Source organism: Cryobacterium sp. RTC2.1 (genome assembly GCF_035018685.1).
Lineage (GTDB): Bacteria > Actinomycetota > Actinomycetes > Actinomycetales > Microbacteriaceae > Cryobacterium > Cryobacterium glucosi.
Genome location: NZ_JASJXJ010000050.1, coordinates 1 through 23097 on the forward strand (window position 1 = coordinate 1; position 23097 = coordinate 23097).

The 23097-nt window shown below is 66.2% G+C and carries 21 protein-coding genes and 1 tRNA gene; 11 read left to right on the top strand and 11 right to left on the bottom strand.

Translation table 11 applies throughout. The features are described from left to right. The first annotated feature begins 124 nt into the window (after nucleotides 1–124). The 4 genes from QN357_RS08475 (at nucleotide 125) to QN357_RS08490 (ending at nucleotide 3057) form a co-directional block, all read left to right on the top strand. The gene (locus tag QN357_RS08475) at nucleotides 125–1087 is read left to right on the top strand and encodes a hypothetical protein (protein ID WP_322140740.1); all 963 of its coding nucleotides are present in this window, start codon (nucleotides 125–127) and stop codon (nucleotides 1085–1087) included. A gap of 74 nt (nucleotides 1088–1161) precedes the next feature. Beyond that, nucleotides 1162–2013 carry a pyridoxal kinase PdxY gene (pdxY, locus tag QN357_RS08480; protein ID WP_322140739.1) on the top strand — a complete coding sequence of 284 codons (852 nt, stop codon included), beginning with the start codon at nucleotides 1162–1164 and terminating at the stop codon, nucleotides 2011–2013. Between the two features lie 247 nt (nucleotides 2014–2260). Continuing rightward, nucleotides 2261–2734 (top strand): SRPBCC family protein, encoded by a 474-nt coding sequence (locus tag QN357_RS08485; RefSeq protein WP_322136106.1) that lies wholly within the window; start codon nucleotides 2261–2263, stop codon nucleotides 2732–2734. Further along, nucleotides 2731–3057: an ArsR/SmtB family transcription factor gene (locus QN357_RS08490; protein ID WP_134450194.1), complete on the top strand. Its 327-nt coding sequence runs from the start codon at nucleotides 2731–2733 to the stop codon at nucleotides 3055–3057. The genes QN357_RS08485 and QN357_RS08490 overlap by 4 nt, the downstream gene beginning before the upstream one ends. A 115-nt stretch (nucleotides 3058–3172) precedes the next feature. Here QN357_RS08490 and QN357_RS08495 read toward each other — a convergent pair whose 3' ends face one another. Then, nucleotides 3173–3844 (bottom strand): DUF4386 domain-containing protein, encoded by a 672-nt coding sequence (locus tag QN357_RS08495; protein WP_322136107.1) that lies wholly within the window; start codon nucleotides 3842–3844, stop codon nucleotides 3173–3175. Between the two features lie 286 nt (nucleotides 3845–4130). Then, nucleotides 4131–4964, bottom strand: coding sequence for a helix-turn-helix transcriptional regulator (locus QN357_RS08500; RefSeq protein WP_134450270.1), 834 nt, complete (start codon nucleotides 4962–4964; stop codon nucleotides 4131–4133). 124 nt (nucleotides 4965–5088) lie between these two features. Here QN357_RS08500 and QN357_RS08505 point away from each other — a divergent pair, with 124 nt between their 5' ends. Beyond that, nucleotides 5089–6522 carry an MFS transporter gene (locus QN357_RS08505; protein WP_322136108.1) on the top strand — a complete coding sequence of 478 codons (1434 nt, stop codon included), beginning with the start codon at nucleotides 5089–5091 and terminating at the stop codon, nucleotides 6520–6522. Continuing rightward, nucleotides 6519–6953, top strand: coding sequence for an MBL fold metallo-hydrolase (locus QN357_RS19565; RefSeq protein ID WP_369125143.1), 435 nt, complete (start codon nucleotides 6519–6521; stop codon nucleotides 6951–6953). The genes QN357_RS08505 and QN357_RS19565 overlap by 4 nt, the downstream gene beginning before the upstream one ends. A 66-nt stretch (nucleotides 6954–7019) precedes the next feature. On the opposite strand, the gene QN357_RS08515 is transcribed toward QN357_RS19565, so the two are convergent. The 3 genes from QN357_RS08515 to QN357_RS08525 form a co-directional block, all read right to left on the bottom strand. Continuing rightward, the gene (locus tag QN357_RS08515; RefSeq protein WP_322136110.1) at nucleotides 7020–8315 is read right to left on the bottom strand and encodes a hypothetical protein; all 1296 of its coding nucleotides are present in this window, start codon (nucleotides 8313–8315) and stop codon (nucleotides 7020–7022) included. 68 nt (nucleotides 8316–8383) lie between these two features. Then, nucleotides 8384–8956 carry a sigma-70 family RNA polymerase sigma factor gene (locus QN357_RS08520; protein WP_322140737.1) on the bottom strand — a complete coding sequence of 191 codons (573 nt, stop codon included), beginning with the start codon at nucleotides 8954–8956 and terminating at the stop codon, nucleotides 8384–8386. Nucleotides 8957–9020: 64 nt separating this feature from the next. Next, entirely contained in the window at nucleotides 9021–10424 is a 1404-nt protein-coding gene (locus QN357_RS08525; RefSeq protein WP_134558554.1) for a sugar porter family MFS transporter, read from the bottom strand. Between the two features lie 329 nt (nucleotides 10425–10753). Between QN357_RS08525 and QN357_RS08530 the strand changes: the two genes are divergently transcribed. The 5 genes from QN357_RS08530 to QN357_RS08550 all read left to right on the top strand — a co-directional run bounded on the left by QN357_RS08530 (nucleotide 10754) and on the right by QN357_RS08550 (nucleotide 16606). Then, nucleotides 10754–10921: a hypothetical protein gene (locus QN357_RS08530; RefSeq protein WP_198413402.1), complete on the top strand. Its 168-nt coding sequence runs from the start codon at nucleotides 10754–10756 to the stop codon at nucleotides 10919–10921. Between the two features lie 31 nt (nucleotides 10922–10952). Continuing rightward, entirely contained in the window at nucleotides 10953–12854 is a 1902-nt protein-coding gene (locus tag QN357_RS08535; protein WP_322136113.1) for an ABC transporter ATP-binding protein, read from the top strand. A 145-nt stretch (nucleotides 12855–12999) separates the two neighbouring features. Continuing rightward, nucleotides 13000–14598 carry an MFS transporter gene (locus QN357_RS08540; protein ID WP_322140736.1) on the top strand — a complete coding sequence of 533 codons (1599 nt, stop codon included), beginning with the start codon at nucleotides 13000–13002 and terminating at the stop codon, nucleotides 14596–14598. A 62-nt stretch (nucleotides 14599–14660) separates the two neighbouring features. Then, a complete protein-coding gene (locus QN357_RS08545) occupies nucleotides 14661–14789 on the top strand; it encodes a hypothetical protein (RefSeq protein ID WP_322140735.1) in 129 nt (42 codons plus the stop codon). 203 nt (nucleotides 14790–14992) lie between these two features. Next, a complete protein-coding gene (locus QN357_RS08550; RefSeq protein WP_166791034.1) occupies nucleotides 14993–16606 on the top strand; it encodes a phospholipase D family protein in 1614 nt (537 codons plus the stop codon). A 129-nt stretch (nucleotides 16607–16735) separates the two neighbouring features. On the opposite strand, the gene QN357_RS08555 is transcribed toward QN357_RS08550, so the two are convergent. The 6 genes from QN357_RS08555 to QN357_RS08580 all read right to left on the bottom strand — a co-directional run. Continuing rightward, a complete protein-coding gene (locus QN357_RS08555) occupies nucleotides 16736–17392 on the bottom strand; it encodes a histidine phosphatase family protein (protein WP_323504762.1) in 657 nt (218 codons plus the stop codon). A gap of 435 nt (nucleotides 17393–17827) precedes the next feature. Then, nucleotides 17828–17904: transfer RNA gene (locus QN357_RS08560), tRNA-Pro, on the bottom strand. 113 nt (nucleotides 17905–18017) lie between these two features. Continuing rightward, nucleotides 18018–19670 carry a hypothetical protein gene (locus QN357_RS08565; RefSeq protein ID WP_322140733.1) on the bottom strand — a complete coding sequence of 551 codons (1653 nt, stop codon included), beginning with the start codon at nucleotides 19668–19670 and terminating at the stop codon, nucleotides 18018–18020. Nucleotides 19671–19971: 301 nt separating this feature from the next. After that, on the bottom strand, nucleotides 19972–21483 hold the full coding sequence (gene der / locus QN357_RS08570) for a ribosome biogenesis GTPase Der (protein WP_134450163.1): 1512 nt from the start codon (nucleotides 21481–21483) through the stop codon (nucleotides 19972–19974). Beyond that, nucleotides 21476–22168: a (d)CMP kinase gene (gene cmk, locus QN357_RS08575; RefSeq protein ID WP_134450162.1), complete on the bottom strand. Its 693-nt coding sequence runs from the start codon at nucleotides 22166–22168 to the stop codon at nucleotides 21476–21478. Before cmk ends, der begins: the two co-directional genes overlap by 8 nt. A gap of 3 nt (nucleotides 22169–22171) precedes the next feature. Beyond that, on the bottom strand, nucleotides 22172–23097 hold a 926-nt coding region (locus tag QN357_RS08580), incomplete at its 5' end, for a prephenate dehydrogenase (protein ID WP_323504763.1).

A 23097-nucleotide genomic window follows, 5' to 3' on the forward strand; every position in this document is an offset into this window, starting at 1 on the left:
CGAGCCCGCAACATCCCGACCCGAGTGTCAGGGACGTCCCGAGACATGAAGTGTCAGGGACGTCCCGAGACAGCACAGTGAGCAGCTACCAGGATTCTGTAACAAATGGAGAAGGAGTCCAACTATGGGTGCACGCAGTTCCGGACGGGCACGCGCTCGCGACGTCCTCGCTGCGGTCGCAGTTTGGGTCCCCCTCGCCGCAGTCGTCACGACCTGGCTCATCTGGCGAGAAGAGCTTCCGACCGACCTGCCCCGCCAGTGGGGCAGCCATGGGGTCAGTTCGACGTGGCCGACGTGGATGGCAATCGCGCTCTTGGTCGTGGTCTGCTTAGCTTCGGCTCTCATCGCAACGTTCGCGTTGCGGGAGGGTGCGGCACCGACTCGCCGCAAGACATTCCTGTGGAGCGGCTTCGCGGCAGGGTTGGCAACCGGAGGCTGGCTGATGATCGCCGGATCAACGATCACGTCCGGTCCCGGCGCGGAACCGCAGGTCGGTGCGTGGCCACTGCTCCTCATGGCGTTGCTCGGGTACGGCCTGATTCCGTTCCTACTCGCGCACCGGTGGGTGGCTGCCGAACCCGAACATCATCCGGTGGAGGTCGTGCTTGGGCCGACAGAGATCGGTGCCTGGATCACCACAGTCACTGTTCCGTTGTTCGCGATCGTGAGCCTGGCACTGTTCGCCGCCGCAGCGGCATTGCTCATCCTCACAACCAGAGAGGGCGAGCCCGGGGCGGATGTCTTCGGTGCCGTGGTCCTTCTCCTTCTGGCCGTCCTCATGCTGGGGTTTGCCCGACTGCGGATCAGCGTGGACTGGCGCGGCCTGAAAGTCGTCACCTGGTTCCTGGGCATCGCACTGAAGACCATTCCGCTCACGGACATCGAGTCCGTGCACACCAATACGCTGGAACCGATGCACTGGGGAGGCTGGGGCTACCGATTCATGCCCGGGCGGTCAGCGATCATCCTCCGCACAGGACCAGGGGTCGTCGTCACCCTCACCAATGGGAAGCAGTTCGCACTCTCACTCAATGAGCCTGAAACACCTGCCGCGCTGCTGTCGACGCTGAGCACTTCCGCGAAGTAGCTGCGCCCGCCCACGGATTCCGGTGCAGAGCTTCCCGGCGGCCCTGGCTGCTCGTAGGGAGGAGGATTGGTGTCGTGAAGATTCTCTCGATTCAGTCGGCCGTCGCTTATGGCCACGTTGGCAACTCCGCAGCCGTGTTCCCCCTCCAGCGCATCGGGGTCGAAGTGCTGCCGGTCAACACGGTGAACTTCTCCAATCACACGGGATATGGCGCGTGGCGCGGATCCCTCATCGCACCCGAGGACGTGCACGATGTCATCCTCGGTATCGAAGAACGTGGTGTGCTCCCCCAGATCGACGTCGTGCTCTCGGGATACCAGGGCGGCACCGGGATCGGCGACGTCATCGTGGATGCGGTGCAGCGGGTGAAGGCGGCGAACCCGTCGGCCATCTACGCGTGTGACCCCGTGATGGGTAACGCGAAGTCCGGGTGCTTCGTGGCGCCCGAGATCCCCCACCTGCTTCGGGATCGCGTCGTCCCCGTGGCCGACATCATCACTCCGAACCAGTTCGAGCTGGGATTCCTCACCGGAACCGAGCCCTCGACGCTGGACTCCACACTCGCATCCGTCGACATCGCCCGGGCGATGGGACCGGACACCGTGCTCGTGACCAGCGTGGAACGCCCCGACCGCGAACCCGGCACCGTCGAGATGCTCGCCGTGGATGCTACGGGAGCGTGGATCGTGCAGACGCCCCATCTCCCTTTCAAAGCGAACGGATCGGGCGACGTCACCGCGGCGCTTTTCTCGGCGCACTACCGCGCGACAGGTGACGCTGCGGTGGCGCTGGAACGGACCGTGTCCAGCGTGTTCGATCTCCTCGAGCTGACCTACCAGTCAGGTGAGCGAGAACTGCAGCTCGTTCAGGCGCAAGAATCCTATGCGCACCCACGCATGCAGTTCACCGCCCAGCGCGTGCGATAACCGCTGGAGGCCCCGAAAGCGGCCAACACAGCAGCCGGTGGATGCGCGACGTGCAGAGCGAATAACGCGTCGCCTCCACAAAGCGCACCATCTGTCGGGCCGCTTCGTTTCAATGGCAACCGCGCTCTGAATTGTCCTCAGGACAGCAACACTCGGTTGCAACTTTTTGGTTGCAGTTTTTCTTCGCTTGTGCAACGCTTAGGTTGCAGTAATCAACTGAAGGACTAATCCACCGAAGGGATGCACCATGAGCACGAAGATCAACGAGTTGTCCGTTATCGATGCCGACAAGTTCACCGTCTCACGAACCATCACCATCGCAGCCCCCATCGAGAAGGTCTGGGCCGCCGTCACCGAGGCGCAGCACATCGCCCGCTGGTTTCCCGAGCACGCAACCCTGTCACCGCTCGCGGTCGGCACCACCGGCGTCTTCGGCTGGTCCGACCATGGCGACTTCCCGGTCCGCATCGAGGAGCTCGACCCGCCGCACATGATCGCCTACCGCTGGGGCAACAGCAACGCCGCCGCATCCACTCTCGAGTCGGGCGAGACCACCGTCTTCCGCTTCACCCTCGAAACAGTGGATGCCGGCACGCAACTCACGGTCGTCGAATCCGGTTTCGACGCCCTCCGTGACCCCGCCGCGAGCATGGACGGCAACCGCGGTGGCTGGGACTTCGAGCTGGACGAGTTGGTCGCCTACCTCGAAGGTTCCGAGTGACCGCGTCCACCCTCGTTCCCGTTTTCGCCGCCCTCGGCGATGACACGCGCTGGAGCATCCTGGCAGCCCTCGGCGGGGCGGACGCATCGGCGTCCGCCCTCGCCGAGGTCCTCCCCGTCTCGCGCCAGGCGATCGCCAAGCACCTGGCGGTGCTGCAGGACGTCGGACTGGTCGAGCCAGTGCGAGTGGGTCGCGAAGTCCGGTACCGGGTGCTGGGCAGCCAGCTCGCCGAGACCGCCCGGCGGCTCGACCTGATCGGGGCGCAGTGGGACCGCCGGCTGGCGACGATCAAGCAGATCGCGGAGGCGCTGGAGTCGGAGTAACGCACTCGATCCCGAGACCCGGCGACATCCCCGCGGAATCTGTTCCCGACGCTGCCGTCGTCTGTGCGCGTACCTCGGAATCCGAGACAGTGGCGACGGGAAGGACCCCGGTGAACTATCGAACAGCAGCGCTGAACAAGCTCCTCTTTTCCAGGGCCACGATGGCCTGGGGGCTGAACCCTCTGAAGATCAGCCAGATGCCGAGCGAGAACTCGAATACGGCAACGAGGAGCGCTGAGGCTCCCGCCAATGCGTCGTGTTGACCGATGAGCCCGGTGAATACGGCGAGATAGCTCGCAAGGAGTACGGGGGCTCCAACGATTCCGATCAGGGACAGGGCCCGGGGCACCAGACGGGACTGGAACAGCAAGATCCCCAGGAGCAGGTCACAGACGGCCGGCATGAAACTCTGACTCAAGAGGAAGATGCGATCGTACAGGTAGGCGAGCGTGTGGCCGGCGACCACGACGTCTGTTCCAGTACCGCCCTGCCGTAATGCCACGATCGTCAGGATCACGGCAACGCCGAGCAAGATGGCGCTCGACTCCAGTATCCGTGCGGCCACCAGGCCCAGTGCGGCCGCTTCGTTCTGCTTCTTGAGCACGGGGAACAGAACGACGGCGGTGCCGATACCCGCGAGGGCGACAATGATCTCCGAGAGACCGCCGAGCAAGGCCCCGGTGTCCGGGCCGGGGCCAAGAACATAGTCCGCACCCTTTACCGGGCCGTACAGGACGAGGGACGGAATCGAGACGAAGGTGAGCACATAAAGGATGCCCGCGATCAACGAAGTCCTTCGATATGGGGAGCGAGCCGGGACGGTTGCGTGTTCGGTGGCCATGTTCGTTCCTCCACTTTTCGGTTTTCAGGTCGAGGCAGGTCGATCGGGCAACCACGATGGTCTCGACGGGATTCGCAAGATCCTGAGCTTCGTCAGCGTAGTCCCGCGTCCCCGCTGGGGATAGGAGCGCCCTCCAGTGGCCGTCCGAACCCCTTTGAGCGATGACAGCTACGACCCGGTGACGGATGATATGGACCTCACGCGACCGATGCTACGTGCCCACTCGCATCCGTCACTGGCTGAGTTGGGCGAGGAGTTGTAAGGCGTCGGCGTCGGGGGTGCCCGGCTGTGCCTGGTAGGTGAGGACGCGCAGGTTGGATTCAGCTGGCCGGAGGACGTCGAAGTCGAGGGTGAGCCGACCGACCAAGGGGTGGGCGAAAAGGTGTTGGCCATAGCTGAGGTCGTGCACGGGGTGCTCAGCCCAGATCCTGGCGAACGCGTCGCTGCGTTGTGCGAGCTCACCGATGACTCCGCTGAGTCGTTTGTCGTCGGGGCAGGTGCTCGACGAGTACCGGAGGAACCCAACGACTTCACGCGCCATGGTCTCTGAATCCTCGAACAGCTCGGGGCCAGCGCATCCGAGGAAGAAGCGCTGGGCGAAATTCGGACGGATGTCGTCCCGCTCGGTCGCGTCAAAGGGAAGGTCGTGGGCAAGTAGTAGGTGACCGAGCCTGTTCCAGGCGTAGATATCGTTGGCGTGATCGAAGACGATCGCAGGCCCGGGAAGGGCCGCGATGAGCCGCAAGATGCTCTGGCGCGGCCGTTCGGCTGGGACACCGATCGCACGCGCGTACGAGGGGCGCGCGAGGCGACGGAGGTGGAGTGCTTCATCGGGGTCGAGCCGCATGGCGCGAATGAGGGCTTCGATCACCTGATCAGATGCTCGCTCTGCATCCGCTGCCTGCTCGAGCCGGGTGTAATAGGCGACGCTCACGCCGACCAGCTGAGCGATCTCTTCTCGCCGCAGTCCGGGAACACGCCGCGCCCCATAGGCATTCACCCCAACCGCTTCCGGAGTCAGCGCGGCGCGGCGGCTGCGAAGGAAGTCCCCAAACTCTGTTGACATCATCCCAGTATGCGCGGTGCAGCGACCGGTCGGGAGGATCAGCCTGACCCTGCTGGTGGTACGCACACCGGGGGTCTGGCTGGTCATCACCGACAACGACAGGCTAGGGCAAATGCACTCACGTATGACCCGACACCAACTCGTCGCACTCCTGATCCTCCTTTCCTCGCAGTTCCTGCTCTCGGTGGACTTTTCGATTCTGAACGTCGCACTTCCGGAAATCGGGTCGGCATTGGGGTTTGCGTCCGCCGATGTGCAGTGGGTCGCGACGACGTTCGCGCTGTGCGCGGCGGGCTTCACGTTGTTGCTCGGGCGGCTGGGCGATTGGGTCGGACGTCGCCGGATGTTCGTCATCGGTATGGCAGTCCTCGCTGGAGCATCGCTCGTGGGCGGCTTCGCTGGCTCTCCCGCGGTTCTGCTCGTAGCGCGGGCGCTGCAGGGCTTGGCGACAGCGGCCGCGATGCCCGCCGCGCTCGCGCTGATCACCTCCATCTTCCCGGAGGGGCCGCTCCGACGCCGGGCACTCGGGCTGAGCAGCGTCCTCGCCTCGCTGGGATTCACTGCCGGCGCGGTGTTCGGCGGGATCTTGACGAACTACCTGTCCTGGCGGGCAGCGTTCCTCGTCAACGTCCCGATCGCCGCCGCAGTCGTTGTACTGGCGCTACTCATCATCCGCGAACCAACCAGAGAGCATCAGGCCCGCCTTGACGTGCGCGGTGCGGCGCTCATCACCACGGCGCTGATCACCCTGGTCTTCGCGATGTCCCGCTTCGGTGAGCACGGCGTCACGGACCCGAACGGCCTGATCTGTCTCGCCGCCAGCATTGTCCTGATCGTCTTCTTCATCCGCACCGAGCGACGCCACAGCGCCCCGCTGGTGCCCCTGAAGCTCCTGACACGGCCGAATATCCTCGCCGGTCACCTCATCGGCTTCGCATCGCTCGCGATGGAGACCGGCCTTGTGTTCCTGTCCACGATGTACTTCCAGCACGTGCTGGAACTCGACCCGCTCATCACCGGTCTGATCATCGGCTTGACAGGCGTCGGCGCTGTCGTCGGCGGCGTCATCGGGCCCCGCGTCGTCGGACGGCTGGGTATCCGCGGCGCGATGCTCCTTGGCCTCGGAACCCAGGCGCTGGCAACCGCCGCACTCGTCGCCGTGAACGACCACCCCGGATCGATCGCCCTCTACTCCGTGGTCGGCTTCATAGCCGCGATCGGTCATATGGTCGCCGTCGTCACATTCCTGGTTGCCGCGACGTCCGGTGTCGAACCGGGACAACAGGGCCTCGCGACCGGCTTGGTCACAATGACACAGCAGGTCGGCATGACCCTCGGCACCCCGATCGTGTCGGCGATCGCGACCGCTGCCGGCGGCCTCTCCAGCCTCCTCGCCCTACGCATCGGAATCGGCATCGACGCCCTCATCGTCGCCGCATTCATCGCGGTGGTCGCCATCGTCCTCCGACGAGTCAGCATCCGCCGTGCGCCAGGGTCACCGCTCGACGCACACCCCGACGCTCACTCCGAAGCAGAACAGGCGACAACCCTCTCGTGATCCTCCACAAGCACCCCCATCCCACGGTTCTCCCGCGAACAGAACGCACCTTTCTCCTCATCGACCCCGGCACGTTCACACCTGCTGCGCCTCGGCTGGTCGGCGGGACGTCCGCCGTCCTGGTCACACACGACCACCCCGACCACTTCGACGTCGACCTGCTCTCCGCGGCACTCGAGTCCCAGCGAGAGCTCCGGATCTGGGCGCCGGCAGACGTCGTGGCGCAGGTCCACAACAACGACGGCCGGGTTACGGTCGTCGCACCCGGGGACAGTGTCGATATCGATGGATTCCAGGTGGACGTCGTCGGAGGAACGCACGCGGTGATCCATCCGGACATGCCCGAGACTGACAACTCGGTCCTGCATCGAGACGATCGCGATCCTTGGATCCATGAGTGGTTCGTCAACCAACGCCGCGGTCGCCCGTGACACGACGCAGAGCAGCCTCTGCACGAACCGGCGAATGAAATAGTCGCCCGATGCGACTGTCATGGTCTAGAAGGCCCGGAAGTCCAGCTTCGATTCCGCGACGGCGAGAACCGACCAGGTGCCGCCCTCGGCATCCGTGAATGCGAACGCGGGAACCACCAGGACGCTCCCGTCCGGCTGCCACTGGGTGGTGAGACCTAGGCGTGCACTGACGATCTCGACCTTGTTCACCGGCCAGGAGACCGAGGTGCCGGCGACTGGTGTTGCCGGCGGCTCCGTCGGTGCCACCCACTCCTCGGTCGTCGACGCCTGATCGCGGAGGGCGATCGGCAGAGACGTCGCCGCTCCGCTGAACCGCGGGTCTGAGAGGCGTTCGAAGCCCTCTTGCTCGCTGACCACCGGGTACGTTCCCAGAGCGATGACGTCGGCGAGGGCACCGTTGGCGTTGACGACACCACCTTCGGCCATCTCCAAGGACCAGCCCTGGTCGACCTGCTGCCCGTCGATGACCGGTTTTGCCGTGACGGTTCGTGTGGGAGAGCCCTCCGACACCTGAGAGGTGAATTCGAACTCGGCGGGGTCCCGGCCGGCGGCGGCGAGGAGCGCACGAAGCGCTCCGATCGCGGCGTCTTCGCTCGGCGGCTGGCCGGTCGGCTCGCAGGCGCTGTCACCCTCGCACTTCCACGGGTTTATTTGCGGGTTCTGGAAGTAGAAGGACAGCATGCCGTCGAGACTCACGGACAGGCTCGGGGCGCTGCCATCCTGCGGGCCGGCGACCCAGCTGCCGTCCCGCAGTTCGGCTGGTGACCCGATGCCGAGCGCCGCGGCGAGCGCGGTGACCTTGTCTGAGCTGGATGCCGAACGAGGGTCGTAGGCGTAGGCCTGAGCTGTGCCCGCCTGTGTGCCAAGACCGGACGCGCTGAAGGCGTTCCGGCCGGATCCGTGGGGGTAGGTCGAGGAAGACATCTTCTGGTCGGTCGCGGCGCCAGAACCCACGGATGTCTCCATTCCGCCGTGCGCGACGCTGTCGGGGCGCCCATTGGACTGCAGAGTGATGGGCGGAGCAGCGCCGTCGGCCAGGCTCTTCGGCCCGCCTTCGCTCGCTCCGATCCCGTATCCCGCGGCACCGACGATCGCGATCGACGCCGCGACCGCGACGAACGGGAGCCAGCGCGGCCGTCGGCGTGCTCGTGCCGTCTCCAGGTCGGCCACGGGTGCCGATCCGGACATCGGTTCAGCCTCAGGGCCGGTCATCCGAGCGACGACCTCGTCGGCGAACCCGGCACGTGCCTCGATATCCCCCGCGGGGTCGGCGGCACGCAGCCGGGCGACCGGGTCTTGTTGTTTGTCGTCGTCGTTCATGTCAATCAGCCTCCGGGCTTTCGGTTCACCTGGTATATGTGCGCTCCGTGCCGCATCTTGCAGAAGCCCTAGAACGACATCCGCTCGCCCCAGGCTTCTCGCAATCGCTTGCGCGCACGCGACAGCGCGGCGTCCGCCCCGGATCGGGAGATACCGAGCACCTCGGCGAGCTCGGCTCCGTCCAGGCCCTCCCACGCGTGCAGAAGAAGGATCTGCCGGTCGCGCTCGCTCACGCTTGCCAGCGCGCCACGGAGTTCCGCATCGAACAGGCTGTTCAGCTCCGGATCGCCGTCGACTCGCGCCACGCCCGACTCGGGCACCTCGTCGACCGGAAGATCGATGTGCTTCCTGCGCGCATTCGCGAGCGTGAATCCCGCCGTGCGATACAGCCACGGCAGCACGGCCTCCCGGGGCACGTCGTTGCGTCGACGCCAGGCTGTCGCGAAGACCTCAGCGGCCAGGTCCTCGGCATCCTGACGCGGCCCGCGGCGGGCGAAATAGCGGATGAGCGCGGTCGAGTACTCGCGGACCATCACGGTGAACCAGTCCACATCGGCCGCAGTCGTGGGCGGGTCCGCACTGTCAGGCAGCGCCACTCCCTCGCTCCTGTCCGCGGTGGCTGGGGTGTCGGCGATGCTCACCTACTGAATATGTCGCATCCGCCGTAACTCTTGCACGCAGCGCCCGAATTTTCGGAGAACATCGTCACCTTCCTGCCCTCTCGTAAGAAGCGAAAGCTTTCTGGGTCGGAATACTTTTGGTTTCGATGTCCTCCAACGTGCGGCCACGAGTTTCGGGGACACGAGTCCGAATGAAGATGACACCAAGAATGCAAATGGCACCAAAGATCGCGAACACCGCGTCCTGGCTCATCAGTGCGGTCATGATCGGGAACAAGAGACCGACAGCGAACGATCCGATCCAGTTGAAGGACGATGCGATACCAGAGGCCCTGCCGCGAATCGCCATTGGGAAGATCTCTCCAACGATCACCCAGGTGAGTGGGGCCCACGTGAACGAATAGGCTGCCACGTAGATGCTCAAGAACACCACGATCATCATCGGGTTCGCGTCCTTCATCACGGTATTCAGTATCGCGGGCAGCAGGAAGGACACACCCATGATCGTGCCGCCCACGGTCAGCAAGAGGCGTCGGTTGAACTTGTCCGCGATCACCAGGAACAGCAATGAGCCGAGCACTAGGAGCACGCCCTGGATGATCGGCCACATCAGCGCCGAACTTGCCGCATTACCTGTGGCCTTTTCCACGATCAACGGGATGTAGTAGAAGATCGCGTTGGCACCTTGGAGCTGCTGGAACGCGGCGACACCGACACCCGCAATGACGAGATACCGGTACTTGCTGTCGAACAACGTTGCAAGTGAGGTATTGCCAGCCGCCTGCTTCTCGACTTGGGCCGTTTCTGTGATCGATCTGAGCTCGGCATCGACCTCGTCTGGGCGGCGAATGTAGCGAAGTACCGTGAGTGCCTCGTCTTCCTTGCCGACTTTCACCAGGAACCGGGGCGATTCGGGCAACCGCAACACGCCCAGATACAGAATCACAGCCGGCACTGCGGCCGTCGCGAGCATCACTCGCCACGCCCACGCTTCGGGCAGATCCTTCAGCAGGAAATCCAAGATGTATGAGATCAGCATGCCGGAGACAATCATTGTCTGATTCAGGCCGGACAAGCGTCCACGTAGCCGCGCGGGTGCAAGCTCGGACATGTACGCGGGAACCGATGCGGACGCCGCGCCGACCGCCAGCCCCAGGAAGATTCGGGCGATGACCAGATAGATGACACCATCCTCGGGTGCCAGGCCGCAGAGAATTGATCCGAGCATGAAGACGACCGCTGCGGCGAGAATCATCTTGCGCCGTCCGAATCGATCGGAAAGCTGTCCGGCCACAGCGCCACCGAAGATGGCGCCGAACATGACGCCAGAGGTTACCCAACCGATGATGGCGGCATCGTCAAGGCCCCAGTCGCTTTGCAGGAACGGGAGCGCCCCAGTCATGACTCCGATGTCGTAGCCGAAAAGGATGCCTCCGAATGATCCGAAGAAGTAGATGAACTTGCTGTCGATCTTTTTTTCTTTTTCCATTTTTCACTCCGAGTGAGGAACTAGTTTCAGCCCCGGTTGATCACTAGGAAGGATGGCTGGCCGGGACGTCGTCTCGGGCCTAGGCCGTTGTGCCATGAGTGCGTTCTCGGCGATGAAATGGAGCGCGGCACATTATGGTGTGCTCAGCTATTCCCTATCGCAGCTGTCCACTCTGACGCATGCCTCTGACGCATGCCCTTCCCGGTTATGGGACTTGGATGCCACGCCAGTGGGCTCTTTGGCCGAAAGTGATCGCTAACATCAAGCTTTTTGTTAGCCTAGCTCACAAGATTTCAGCATCGTGCCGCTGACCGACTTGGGTCGAGGCGGTGGTTCGCCGACCGGGCCCGCTCCTTCGGCCCGGCCGCGGGGTCAGTCTCCGGCTGTTCCCCGGCTGGAACACCACCACGACCACCAACCACGATGACAACCGTCTTGACTTCCGCCTCGGAGCCGGCGCAGCGGAGAACAGCGAGCTGGGGCACGTCGCCATCTAAGCTGGGCCTTCTGCCCACGGAAGGAACCTCAATGAGCATGGAAAGCGCGGCCTGGAGCTCGCTGTACAAGATCTCTTCCGCCAGGGACGGCAAGAACGGCTTCTCCCGTGAGTCCGTTCGGCGGATCCTGACGTTCGCGGTGCCCTACCGGTCCAAGCTTCTGATCTTCATCACCCTCTCCATCGTGGGAGCTTTCCTCGCGGTCGCGACGCCGGTACTCGCCGGCAAGGTGGTCGACGTCATCGTCGCCCAGGGCGCGGTCACCACGATCGTTTGGATCGCAGTGGTCATCGCCCTCGTGGCCGTGGCCGACGCCGCCGTATCACTCGTGACGCGCTGGTACTCGGCGCGGATCGGCGAAGGCGTGATCCTGGACCTCCGCACTGCCGTCTTCAACCACGTGCAGAAGATGCCGATCGCGTTCTTCACCCGCACGCGGACGGGCGCCCTCGTGAGCCGCCTCAACAACGATGTGATCGGCGCTCAGCAGGCCTTTAGCGGCACGCTGTCCGGCGTGGTCACGAACCTCGTGGCGCTGACCCTCACCCTGATCGTCATGCTCAGCACGTCCTGGCTCGTGACGGTTCTCGCCGTGATCATGCTCCCCATCTTTCTGGTGCCCGCGCGCCGCATGGGCAGCCGCCTCGCCGCGCTGCGCCGCGAGGCCGCCGACCACAATTCCGCCATGAGTACGCAGATGACCGAGCGCTTCTCGGCGCCCGGCGCCACCCTCGTCAAGCTGTTCGGCCGGCCCGACGAGGAGGCCGAGGAGTTCCGCGTCCGCGCCGCCCGCGTCCGCGACATCGGGGTCCGGACCGCGATGCTGCAGTTCGTCTTCTTCACCGCACTGATGCTCGTCTCTGCTCTCGCTCTGGCGCTCGTGTACGGGCTCGGCGGCTCCCTCGCACTCGCCGGCCAGCTGAATACGGGTGACGTGGTCACCTTGGCGCTCCTCCTCACCCGCCTCTACGCGCCGCTCACCGGCCTGGCAAACGCACGGGTGGAGATCATGAGCGCGGTGGTCAGCTTCGAGCGCGTCTTCGAGGTGCTGGACCTCGAACCGCTCATCCAGGAGAAGCCCGACGCCGTCCCCATCCCCGAAGGCCCAGTGGCCGTCGAGTTCGACAACGTCCGCTTCGCCTACCCGTCCGCGGACAAAGTCTCCCTCGCCTCCCTCGAAGAGGTTTCCACGCTGGACACCCGCGGCGGCGAGGAGGTGCTGCACGGCGTGTCCTTCAGGATTGAGCCGGGGCAGACCGTTGCCCTCGTTGGTTCGTCCGGTGCCGGAAAGTCCACAATTGCGCAGCTCCTCTCGCGCCTGTATGACGTCGACAGCGGCGCCGTACGCCTCGCGGGGACGGATGTCCGCGATGTCACGTTCGTCTCCATGCGGCACAGCCTGGGCATGGTGACGCAGGACGGCCACCTGTTCCACGAGACCATCCTCTCCAATCTGCGCCTTGCGAGGCCGGAGGCGTCCGACGACGAGGTGTGGGACGCCGTCCGCCGTGCGCGGCTCGAGCCGCTTATCCGGTCGCTGCCGGACCAGCTGGACACCATGGTGGGAGAGCGTGGCTACCGGCTGTCCGGGGGTGAGCGCCAGCGGATGACCATCGCGAGACTCCTGCTCGCCCAGCCGCGCGTCGTCATCCTCGATGAGGCAACGGCGGCGCTGGACTCGACGTCTGAGGCCGCCGTGCAGGCGGCGCTCAGCGAGGCGCTCAAGGGACGGACGGCGATGGTGATCGCACACCGCCTCTCCACCATCCGCAACGCGGACCTGATCCTCGTGGTTGAGGACGGCTCGATCGTGGAGCGCGGTACGCACGAGGAACTGCTGGCTGTGGGTGGTCGGTACGAGGAATTACACCGGACCCAGTTCGCCGTGCAGAAGAATGTTGCGGCCGATGAGGAAGCGCTGAGCCGGACCTAGTCGCTGAGCTCGGCCGTGTCGGCACAGGGAAGGATCCGTATATCGCTGTGCTCATGCCTCGATCACACACGCATGTGTGCTTGTATGGTAGTGTGCAGACATCCCCGGAACGAGCCTGGGACCCTGAAGCAGAAGGCACAATGACGTGAGCCCCCTCATCGACAAATCGACCCCACGCGTGTACACGGCCCGACCCATCACGCTTGCCCGGAGCATCGGCTTCGGTGTCCTGGACCTCATGGGCGGCGGCTGGAACACCATCATCAGCGGCCTGATGCTGTACTTCTTCACGACCTACGGGGACGTCAGCGCCGTCCAAGCCGGCACGATCCTCTTCATCGCCCGCATCGTCGACGCGGTCGTCAGCCTCATCATCGGCCCGCTGACCGACAACTTCTATCGGACCCGCCTGGGCAAAAAGTTCGGCCGCCGCCACTTCTTCCTGCTCATCGGCGCACCCTTGCTCCTCGTCGTCTTCCCCCTGCTGTGGATCTCGCAACAGGGCTTCTGGTACTACCTGATCGTCTACCTGGCTGTTGAGATGATCATGGCGATGATTCTCATCCCGTGGGAGACCCTGCCCACCGAGATGACGGACAACTACAAGCTGCGGACGAAGCTCAGCTCAACCCGCATGTTCCTGTCGGCCACGGGCACCTTCCTCGTCTTCTTCATCCCGGCCCAGATCAAGGGGACGAACAACCCGAACGCCTACCTCATCACCGGTCTCATCTTCTCCGTGCTGTTCGCCGGCGCCGTCATCACGACGTACTTCACCACCTGGGAGCGCAAGCTCACCCCGGAGTTCCTCGCGGAGCTCGACGCCCAGCCCAAGGTGCCTGTCGGAAAGCTCATTACCGACAACCTCAAGGACTTCGGCTCGACGTTCAAGAACTCGAGCTTCCGCAAGCACCTGGCGATCTATCTCTTCTCCTTTACGGGCAAGGACATCTTCGCCACAGCGCTGACGTTCTTCGTCGTGTACGCCGTGCACGGCAGCGAGTCTTTCGGCCTCACCCTCCAGGCGCTGTCCATCATCGGGCTGCCGACCACGGTGCTCGCCGCATTCCTCATGATCCGCAAGGGCCCGCGCTACTTGTTTGCCATGTCCTACTCCGTGATCATCGCCTGCCTGCTCGCCCTCGGCGCGATCTACCTCATCCAGCCGTCCTCGACGATGGTGCTGCTCGTCATCGTCGGCCTCGCGTATCAGGCCGGACGATCCATCCTCGAGTTCACGCCGTGGAACGTCTTCCCGTTCATCCCCGACGTCGACCGGATTATGACCCGCCAGGACCGCGCCGGAATCTATGCCGCGGTGATGACCTTCGGCCGCAAGTCGACAGGCGCGGTCGCGACCCTCATCGTCTCGTGGTTCCTGGACCTGGGTGGATTCCTCAAGCCCGGCAGCGAGGGCGGCGTGCAGCTCGACGCCTCGTGCCTCAACTCCTGCCCCCTCGTTCAGAGCTCCGGCACCCAGCACGTCATCGCACTCGTCGTCATCGTCGGGCCGCTCGTCCTCATCGCTATCGCGTTCGCCATCTCACGGTTCATGTACCTCGACCCGCAGAACCACGCAGTTCTGCGCGCCGAGATCGACCGCCTCGAGGCCGGCGGCTCCAAGGACGAGGTCACCTCCGAGGCCCGTGTGGTCGTCGAGAAGCTGACCGGCCACCCGTACGAGTCGGCCTGGCCCGAGGACGCGATCTCCCCGACCGCCACGACCGTCTCCAACGGGGGCTGACCGGCACACCGGCTCGATGCCCCACACCCGTCGAGGGCCGCACGCACTAGGAGCGCTGAACCGTGACCGACACGTCGAGCAACACCGGCACCGCCAAGGAAGTTACGGACGTTCTTCCGCTTTCGCGGATGGAACGATTGAAAACGCTCGATCCTCGGCGCAAAGTGGAAGGTAGATCGGCGGGTCGGTGAGCCAGTCCATGTGCGAAATCCACGCGGCTGCTCCTGAAGGAGACATCACGGTCGTTTCATTGCCCGTTTGGCTGCATCAGATCCCCGGTGGAGGCACATCGGGATGGTTCCGGCAGCAGCACTTCCACGGATCCCTTATCCCACCCGAGGATGTGCAGGAGTGATCCTCGGCCTCGGATCGGTCGTGCCGTAAAGTGCATCGCGTGCGCACTGATCCGAGTACCTGGTTCCTCAGCCGGGCCGAGCGCGGAAACCTGTCCACGGACGTGCATGCGGGTAGTGCCGGATCGCCGGCCTGGTCGGAGGGCAACCTCGTGGTGCCCCTGGTGCATGGCACCACCTACTTCGCCCGGCTGCACGAGGAGTTGACGGCGTTGCAGGCGGGAGACCGCGTCTGGTTCACCGACTGGCGTGGCGATGCCGACGAGCGGATGCTGCCGGACGGGCCATCGATCGGCGATCTGCTCGCTGGACTGGCCCGCTCGGGAGTGGAAGTGCGCGGCCTCGTCTGGAGATCCCACGGGGAAAGCGTGTCGGCCCCGATGAGCGGCCGCTCCAACGAACGGCTGGGTCGCGAGATCAACGAGGCTGGCGGCGAGGTGCTGCTGGACCAGCGCGTGCGCCTCTTCGGCTCGCATCACCAGAAGTTCTTCGTCATCCGCCGTCGGGACGACCCGTCGCGGGACATCGCGTTCGTCGGCGGACTCGACCTTTGCCACGGCCGCCGGGACGACGCCGGACACACGGGAGACCCGCAGGCGCTGGATATGGATCCGCGGTACGGCAAACGCCCGCCGTGGCACGATGCCTCCCTCGAACTGCACGGCCCCGTGGTGGCAGACCTACTGGCGGTGTTCGCCGAGCGATGGAACGACCCTCACCCACTGGACCGGCGCACGCCCTACCGGATGCTGCTACAGCGTCTCGCCCGCATGCCCCGGCACCCCAGGCCCCTGCCGGAATCCGCGCCACCACCGCCGCCGGCGGGCCCGCACGCCGTGCAGCTGCTGCGCACCTACGGTGTGAAGCGCCCACCGTTCCCGTTCGCGCCTGCCGGGGAGCGCAGCATTGCCCGCGCCTACGGGAAGGCCTTCGCCCGCGCGCGCTCGCTGATCTACATAGAGGACCAGTATCTGTGGTCCACGGAAGTCGCAGCCGCTCTCGCGGCGGCCCTCACACGCAACCCCGAGTTGACCCTGATCGTCGTCGTGCCCCGGTATCCCGACTCCGACGGGCGTCTCGCCGGGCCGGCAAGCCGGCTGGGCCAGTTGCGGGCACTCAGCATGCTCCGCCGCGCCGCGCCAGGCCGGGTCGGCGTTTTCGACCTCGAGAACGCCGCGGGCACTCCGATCTACGTGCACGCCAAGGTCTGCATCGTCGACGACACGTGGGTCACCTGTGGCTCGGACAACTTCAATCGCCGATCGTGGACCACCGACAGCGAGCTCACGTGCGCCGTCATCGATACCACCCCGGGCACCCCGGAAGCACCCGGCGCAGGGAACGGCCCCGATGCTTCCGGGCGTCTGGCCCGGGACCTCCGCCTGCAACTGTGGTCGGAACACCTGGGCCTGGACCCGGACGATCCCGCGCTCGGCGACCCCGCCGCCGCGCTCCGCCTGTGGAACACCACCGCCGACGGCCTCGACGACTGGCACGCAACCGGCCACCGCGCGACCCGCCCCACGGGACGAGTGCGCCACCACACTCCCGAACCGGTCACGCGCATCCAGCGGCTCTGGGCGGTCCCCATCGGGCGCTTCGTCATGGACCCGGATGGCCGGCCCCGCCCGTTGCGAGGTACCGCGCGCTTTTAGGCCGCGCAGTTCTAGGTCCGACGGTTTCGCCCAGGCAGCCGCATCCGCGAAATGTTCAACCTCGCTCACATGCCGGCGCACCAGCAGCCGGCACCGAATCGCAAGTCCTTGGGCAGCCTGAGTTGCGTCTTAGGACTCCGAGGGCACCAAGGGAAGTTCGGCTCCGTAGTTCCAAGACACGATGGCCGGCTGCTCACGGTAGAAGCTGAGCACGGAGACTGATCCAGTATCCAGGGTGATTTGAGCACCGAATCGAGGGGCCATCCTCAGGTACACGGCGGTGAGAATGCGCAGGAAATGGCCGTGCGCGATCAGGGCGACATTTCCCTCCTCCATGGCAGGCAGCACCCGCGTGAGCACCCGCGACGCGCGGGCGGCGACCTCCTCGACCGTCTCACCGGGCGTGTGACCACGAATCACGCCGTGGGTGAATGCGCTCCAGTTGTAGCCGAGTTCGCTGCGGATATCGCGCGTCGTACGCCCCTCGTACCCGCCGTAGTCCCACTCAATGAGAAGCGGATCAACCTCCGCTTGAAGGCCAGCGAGCTCAGCAGTGCGTCGCGCACGCTGCAGCGGCGAGGTCAGCACGAGGGAGAAATCGTAGCCGGCCACTAACCTGCCCGCGCCGCGGGCCAGTTCCTCTCCCCGGTCGGTGAGCGGAACATCCGTGAGTCCAGTGTGTTTACCCTCCTTCGACCACTCCGTCTCCCCATGGCGCAAGAGAATCAGCTTCCCTGACGGGTTATCCGGAGCGGGGTGGCTGGGCAGCGGCTCGTTCATGAACATACGGCAACAGTAGTATCACCCCCCGGTTTCGATGGAGGTTCTTGATTGATGGAAAGGCCAGCGTTCACCCCGCGGGCGTTCGAAACGGGTGGGGGAATGGGCATCCCAGCAATCACGCGGCTACGGCCGTTCATGGTGAGCGCAGACGACTCGGGAAGCGAAGAGATGCTCGCCCCCGGGAACCCCGGATGCCGCTCTCGACATGGACGTACTGCGCTCCCACGCGGGTGTGAGTTCTAGCGCTGCCCGTCGCGGCCGACCGAGAGGTCCACGAGACCTTCGACACGACCGCCCGGATGACCTCAGGAGCCTAGACGTTCCGTGGGCCTTTACGGTTTTAGCCGGGTGCCTCGATGAGACCGCTCGCGTAGCGCGGGGCTCTCGTTAAATCCTCTAACCAAAAAGTCCCGGAAACCCTTGAGTTTCCGGGACATTTGGTCGGGCTGACAGGATTTGAACCTGCGACCCCCTGACCCCCAGTCAGGTGCGCTACCAAGCTGCGCTACAGCCCGTCACCCTCCGCCAACACACTTCGAGAAGCGCATTCTGCAGGAGACAACTTAGAAAGCTTACCGCCTCCGGCGACCTCTTGTGTGCACAACGGACGCCCGGCGACGCCCGTCCCTCAGCGCGGCGTCCACCGGGGCGAACGACCGCTCCCGCCAGCGGACCGCCCGGCCCCGAACTCGCGGCGCAGCTGCCGCCAGATCCGGGGCAGGAGAACGGCGTCGCCGAGGAGCGGGCGGCGGTGCTGCACGATGACCGAACCGAATCCGGGGGCCGCCGGGCTGAAGCTGAGACGCTCCGGGAAATTCGCGAGCGTCCAGCCGCGCACGCCCAGGTCGACCGCGGAGACCGAGCCAGGTGCGGACGGCGAGGGCGGTGAGGACGGCCCGGACGCGGCGCGGGCCGGCATGGCCAGGCCGCGGGGGGCATCCACTTCGGCGGGCACGGCCGCTACTCCCCCGGCCCGACCGCTACGGAAATCGCCGAGGGCACTCGTGCGGATGAGCGCGGTGGACCCGACCCAGAACGAGGCTCCATACCGGGACGCGCTGCGGTGCAGGAGGCTGCGGATCCCCGGGAAGAATCGCCCGGTGCACTGGCCGCCCTGCGGGAACGACGGGGTTTGGACCACGGCGACACCGCGGTGCTCCGGTTCGTCCAGGAAGTAGATCGAGCGCAGGCAGTAATCGCTGAGGAGCTGGGCTTCCGGCCCGAGGGTGAGCAGGTAGTCCGTCTCGGCGACATCGCCGGTGCCGGTGCCGGTGGAAGTAGCAGTGGCACCGATCTGGTCCACGTAACCGGCGAGGCTGCCGTCGAAGATCTCCAGTTCGGCGGAGAACGTCCAGGCGAGGCGGCGCTGAAGACGGAGCATCCGCTCGGGGGTCTGCGGGATGTGCTCGGAGATGGCCCGGTCGAGGTCCGCGGCGATGCGGGCGAAGTCGGCGGCGGGACCGCCGAGGGTGTGCGTGCTGAAGACGGCACTCGACGGGTCGGTGACGGCCTCGTCGAGGCGCTGCCGGGCCAGCCAGGCGACGGCCCAGCGGTAGTCGGCGGCGAGGCCGTCGATGAGGTCTTCGGCCACCTCGTGGGCGTCGGTCGCGTCGTGGCCCCAGGCGAGTTCGAGCTCCAGCACGAACAGGGCGTCTTCGAACCGGGCGCGGGGTTCGGCCAGGGCATCGGTGAGCCGGCGCACGATCATCAGGGCCTCGGCCTGGGCGCTCGGCTCTGAGCTGGCGTCGAGCAGCAGCACGACCCGGAGCGTGGGGTATTCCTGCAGGGCCGCGGACCAGAGCGAGGCGCGCAGGGCGTGCGGCCCGGTTCGGGCACCGGCACTGTCGCCCCCGGCGACGAGCACGGTCAGGGCCTCCTGGCGTGCGGCGAAGTGACGCTCCAGTTCCCTGCGCGGGACGCGCACGTGCTCGTTCAGCCGGATCAGGGCGCCCTGCCGAGCGGCTAGGTAGCAGAGGAGCGCGATCGCACACAGGGTCGCGCCAGCCACGGACAGCGCGCGGTCGAGGATCGACCAGGGCGCGCCGTCGATTCCCGTCTGGCGGAGGATGACGACGGCGAGCAGGGCAGCCCAGCCGACCACCACGGTGAAGATGGCGGCGCGACCATAGGCGATCTCGGGGACGCCTCGGCGCGATGCCCGGGCAGCGGGCGGCGCGATGCGGGCATCCGACGGCGCAGTCGACGCGAGTGGTGCGGCGGGCGGCACCGTTCGGGCGGCGAAACGTTTTCGGGTCAGCGAAGCAGGGAACTTCGTATGCATGGACAATCCTCGGGTAAGGCTTGAATGTCGAAATCCCCGATTCGGGCGGGGATCCGACACGTGTGGCGGGTGGCGAGCTCCCCGATTCGGGCGGGGATCCGACACCTGTGGCACCGCTGGGGCGCTAGCCCGAATGTAGAGGAGAGCGCCGATGCGCGACAGTCCCCGGTTCGGGGCGGCGGCGCATCCGTGCACGTCGATCGGCCCGGCAACATCGCCACAGGCGCTTAAACGACGGATGCGTCGCCTCCCCCTACCGGGGACGGCGACGCATGCGTCAGGTCAAGCGTGGAACGACTGCTTAGCGCTTGCGCTTCTCGCGGACGCGCATGCTGATGTTGATCGGGCTGCCCTCGAAGCCGTAGACCTCGCGGAGGCGACGCTGGATGAAGCGACGGTAGCCCGGGTCGAGGAACCCGGTGGTGAAGATGACGAAGGTCGGCGGGCGGCTCGAGGCCTGGGTGCCGAACAGGATGCGCGGCTGCTTGCCGCTGCGCACGGGGTGCGGGTGCTCTGCGGCGAGCTCGGCGAGGAAGGCGTTGAACTTGCCGGTGGCGACGCGGGTGTCCCACGACTCGAGGGCGACCTCGAGGGCGGGGACGAGCTTCTCCATGTGGCGGCCGGTCTTCGCCGAGATGTTCACGCGGGGGGCCCATGCCACGTGGGCGAGGTCGAGCTCGATCTCGCGCTCGAGGTACCGGCGACGGTCGTCGTCGATCTGGTCCCACTTGTTGAAGGCGAGCACGAGGGCGCGGCCGGATTCGAGGACGAGGTCGATGACGCGCACGTCCTGCTCGGAGATGACCTCGGTCACGTCGATGAGCACGACGGCGACCTCGGCCTTTTCGAGTGCGGCGCTCGTGCGGAGCGAGGCGTAGAAGTCGGCGCCCTGGGAGAGGTGCACGCGACGGCGGATGCCGGCGGTGTCGACGAAGCGCCAGACCTTGCCGCCGAGTTCGACCTGCTCGTCGACCGGGTCGCGGGTGGTGCCGGCGAGCTCGTTGACGACAACGCGCTCTTCGCCGACGACCTTGTTGAGGAGGCTGGACTTGCCGACGTTCGGGCGGCCGAGGATGGCGACGCGGCGGGGGCCGCCGACTTCCTGCTTGGCGACGGCGGAGATCTCGGGAAGCTTCTCGAGGATCGCGTCGAGCAGGTCGGCGACGCCGCGGCCGTGCAGGGCCGAGACGGGCCACGGCTGGCCGAGGCCGAGCGACCACAGGTTGGCCGATTCGGGCTCCTGGCGCACGTCGTCGACCTTGTTGGCGACGAGGAAGACCGGCTTGCCGGCCTTGCGGAGCAGGCGAACGACGGCTTCATCGGTCGAGGTCGGGCCCACGTTGGAGTCGACGACGAACATGACAACGTCGCACAGCTCGATGGCGAGCTCGGCCTGCATGGCGACGGAGGCGTCGATGCCCTTGGCGTCGGGCTCCCAGCCGCCGGTGTCGACGATGCTGAACTTGCGTTCGTGCCATTCGCCCTTGTAGGTGACGCGGTCGCGGGTGACGCCGGGGGTGTTCTCCACGACAGCCTCACGGCGGCCGAGGATGCGGTTGACGAGCGCCGACTTGCCGACGTTCGGGCGGCCGACGATGGCGATGACCGGCAGGGCCGGGAGGTAGGTGATCGCGTCGGGGTCGTCCGTCACCGAGTCGAGGACATCGAAGTCCTCGTCGTCGAGGTCGTAGTCGTTGAGCCCGGTGCGGAGGGCGGCGGCGCGCTGTGTCGCCAGGTCGTCGTCGAGATCGTCCAGTCTTGCCCCGAGGTCGGGGTCGAGATCGGGAAGTGTTTCGTCGTATTCGTTAGTCATGCGAGGTCCTCGCGGTACGTGTGTTGATGACCTCGATGACCGCGCCAATGGTCTGTTCGAAGTCGAGATGGGTGGAGTCGACGGTGTTCACACCGTCTGCGGCGCTCATGAATTCGACGACCTGTGAGTCGGCGCGATCCCTCGATCGCAACTGATCTGCCACGGTTTGAGCCGATTGAGTCGATATTTCCGCAGAGCGCCTAGCCATTCTAGCTTGTTCGGATGCCGTGAGCAGGATCCGGACCTCCGCCTCCGGTGCGACGACGGTCGTGATGTCCCGTCCTTCGACGACGATTCCGGGCCGGTCGACGCCCGCTGCGATGCTGCGGAACAGCGCGGTGAGGTGGGCGCGCACGGCGGGGACGCGGGCGACGGCGCTCACGATCGCCGAGACGGCCGGCTCCCGGATGGCCTCGGTGACGTCGACCGCTCCGACGCTGACGGCCGGGTCGTCGGGGTCTGTGCCGATCGCATAGTCGAAGGAGGGCAGGGCGCCGATGACGGCATCCGTGTCAGCGGGGTCGATGGCGCGGTCGCGCACGAACCAGGCGAGGGCCCGGTAGGCGGCGCCGGTGTCGAGGTAGCCGTAGCCGAGGCGGCGGGCGACGGCACGGCTGACGCTCGACTTGCCGCTCCCGGCGGGGCCGTCGATGGCGACGACGAGCGGATGCGTGGATTCAGTCATGTGCTAGCCGGCAATCCGCCAGCCGCGTGCGGCCAGCTCTTCGGTGAGGCGGGTGACGGCCTCTGGGAGCACGGAGATCTCGGCGAGGCCGAGTTCCGCACCGGGTGAGTGCTCGAGCCGGAGGTCTTCGACGTTGACGCCGAGGGCGCCGATCTCGTTGAGGAGCCGGGCGATCTGGCCGGGTGTGTCGTCGACCATCACGGTCAGGGAGACGAAGCGGCGGTCGTGGCCGTGCTTGCCGGGCAGCCGGGAGACGCCGGCGTTGCCGCCGGCGAGTTCTTCGGCGACGCGGCGGCGGGCGCCGGGGGCCGCCGGGTCGGCGAGGGCGGTGATGAACCGGTCGAGGTCGTCGCGGTATGCGGTGAGGATCTCGCGCACCGGGGCCGCGTTCGCGCCGAGGATCTGCACCCACAGTTCGGGGTCGCTCGCAGCGACGCGCGTCACGTCGCGAAGGCCCTGGCCGGCGAGGTTGAGGGACGCGGCGGGGGCATCCGTGAGACGCCGGGCCATCAGGGTCGAGACGACCTGGGGCACATGGGAGACGAGGGCGACGCCGCGGTCGTGGTCTTCGGGACTCATCTCCACGAGGGTCGCACCGAGGTCGAGGATGAGGTCGTCGATCGCGGTGGCCTGCTGGTAGCTGATGCCGTCGTGGGCGGCGACGACCCAGGGCCGACCGAGGAAGAGGTCGGCGCGTCCGGCGAGGGGTCCCCCGCGTTCGCGGCCGGCGAGGGGGTGCGAGCCGATGTAGCGGGAGATGTCGGCGCCGCGGGCGCGCAGTTCGGCGAGGGGCGCGAGCTTGACGCTCGCGACATCCGTCACGATGGCGTCGGGGAAGGATTCGAGTTCGCGGGCGACGATCTCGGCGGTCACGTCCGGCGGCACGCACACGACGATGAGCTGCGGCCGGTCGCCGGCCTGGGCGGCCC

Excerpts from the sequence above, each read along its gene's own strand:
- cmk (WP_134450162.1), bottom strand. The coding sequence starts at position 22,168 with ATGACTGAATCCACGCATCCGCTCGTCGTCGCCATCGACGGCCCCGCC.
- QN357_RS08515 (WP_322136110.1), bottom strand. The coding sequence starts at position 8,315 with ATGAACGACGACGACAAACAACAAGACCCGGTCGCCCGGCTGCGTGCC.
- QN357_RS08535 (WP_322136113.1), top strand. The coding sequence starts at position 10,953 with ATGAGCATGGAAAGCGCGGCCTGGAGCTCGCTGTACAAGATCTCTTCC.
- QN357_RS08485 (WP_322136106.1), top strand. The coding sequence starts at position 2,261 with ATGAGCACGAAGATCAACGAGTTGTCCGTTATCGATGCCGACAAGTTC.
- QN357_RS08500 (WP_134450270.1), bottom strand. The coding sequence starts at position 4,964 with ATGTCAACAGAGTTTGGGGACTTCCTTCGCAGCCGCCGCGCCGCGCTG.
- QN357_RS08525 (WP_134558554.1), bottom strand. The coding sequence starts at position 10,424 with ATGGAAAAAGAAAAAAAGATCGACAGCAAGTTCATCTACTTCTTCGGA.
- QN357_RS08475 (WP_322140740.1), top strand. The coding sequence starts at position 125 with ATGGGTGCACGCAGTTCCGGACGGGCACGCGCTCGCGACGTCCTCGCT.
- QN357_RS08565 (WP_322140733.1), bottom strand. The coding sequence starts at position 19,670 with ATGCATACGAAGTTCCCTGCTTCGCTGACCCGAAAACGTTTCGCCGCC.
- der (WP_134450163.1), bottom strand. The coding sequence starts at position 21,483 with ATGACTAACGAATACGACGAAACACTTCCCGATCTCGACCCCGACCTC.
- QN357_RS08555 (WP_323504762.1), bottom strand. The coding sequence starts at position 17,392 with ATGTTCATGAACGAGCCGCTGCCCAGCCACCCCGCTCCGGATAACCCG.
- QN357_RS08505 (WP_322136108.1), top strand. The coding sequence starts at position 5,089 with ATGACCCGACACCAACTCGTCGCACTCCTGATCCTCCTTTCCTCGCAG.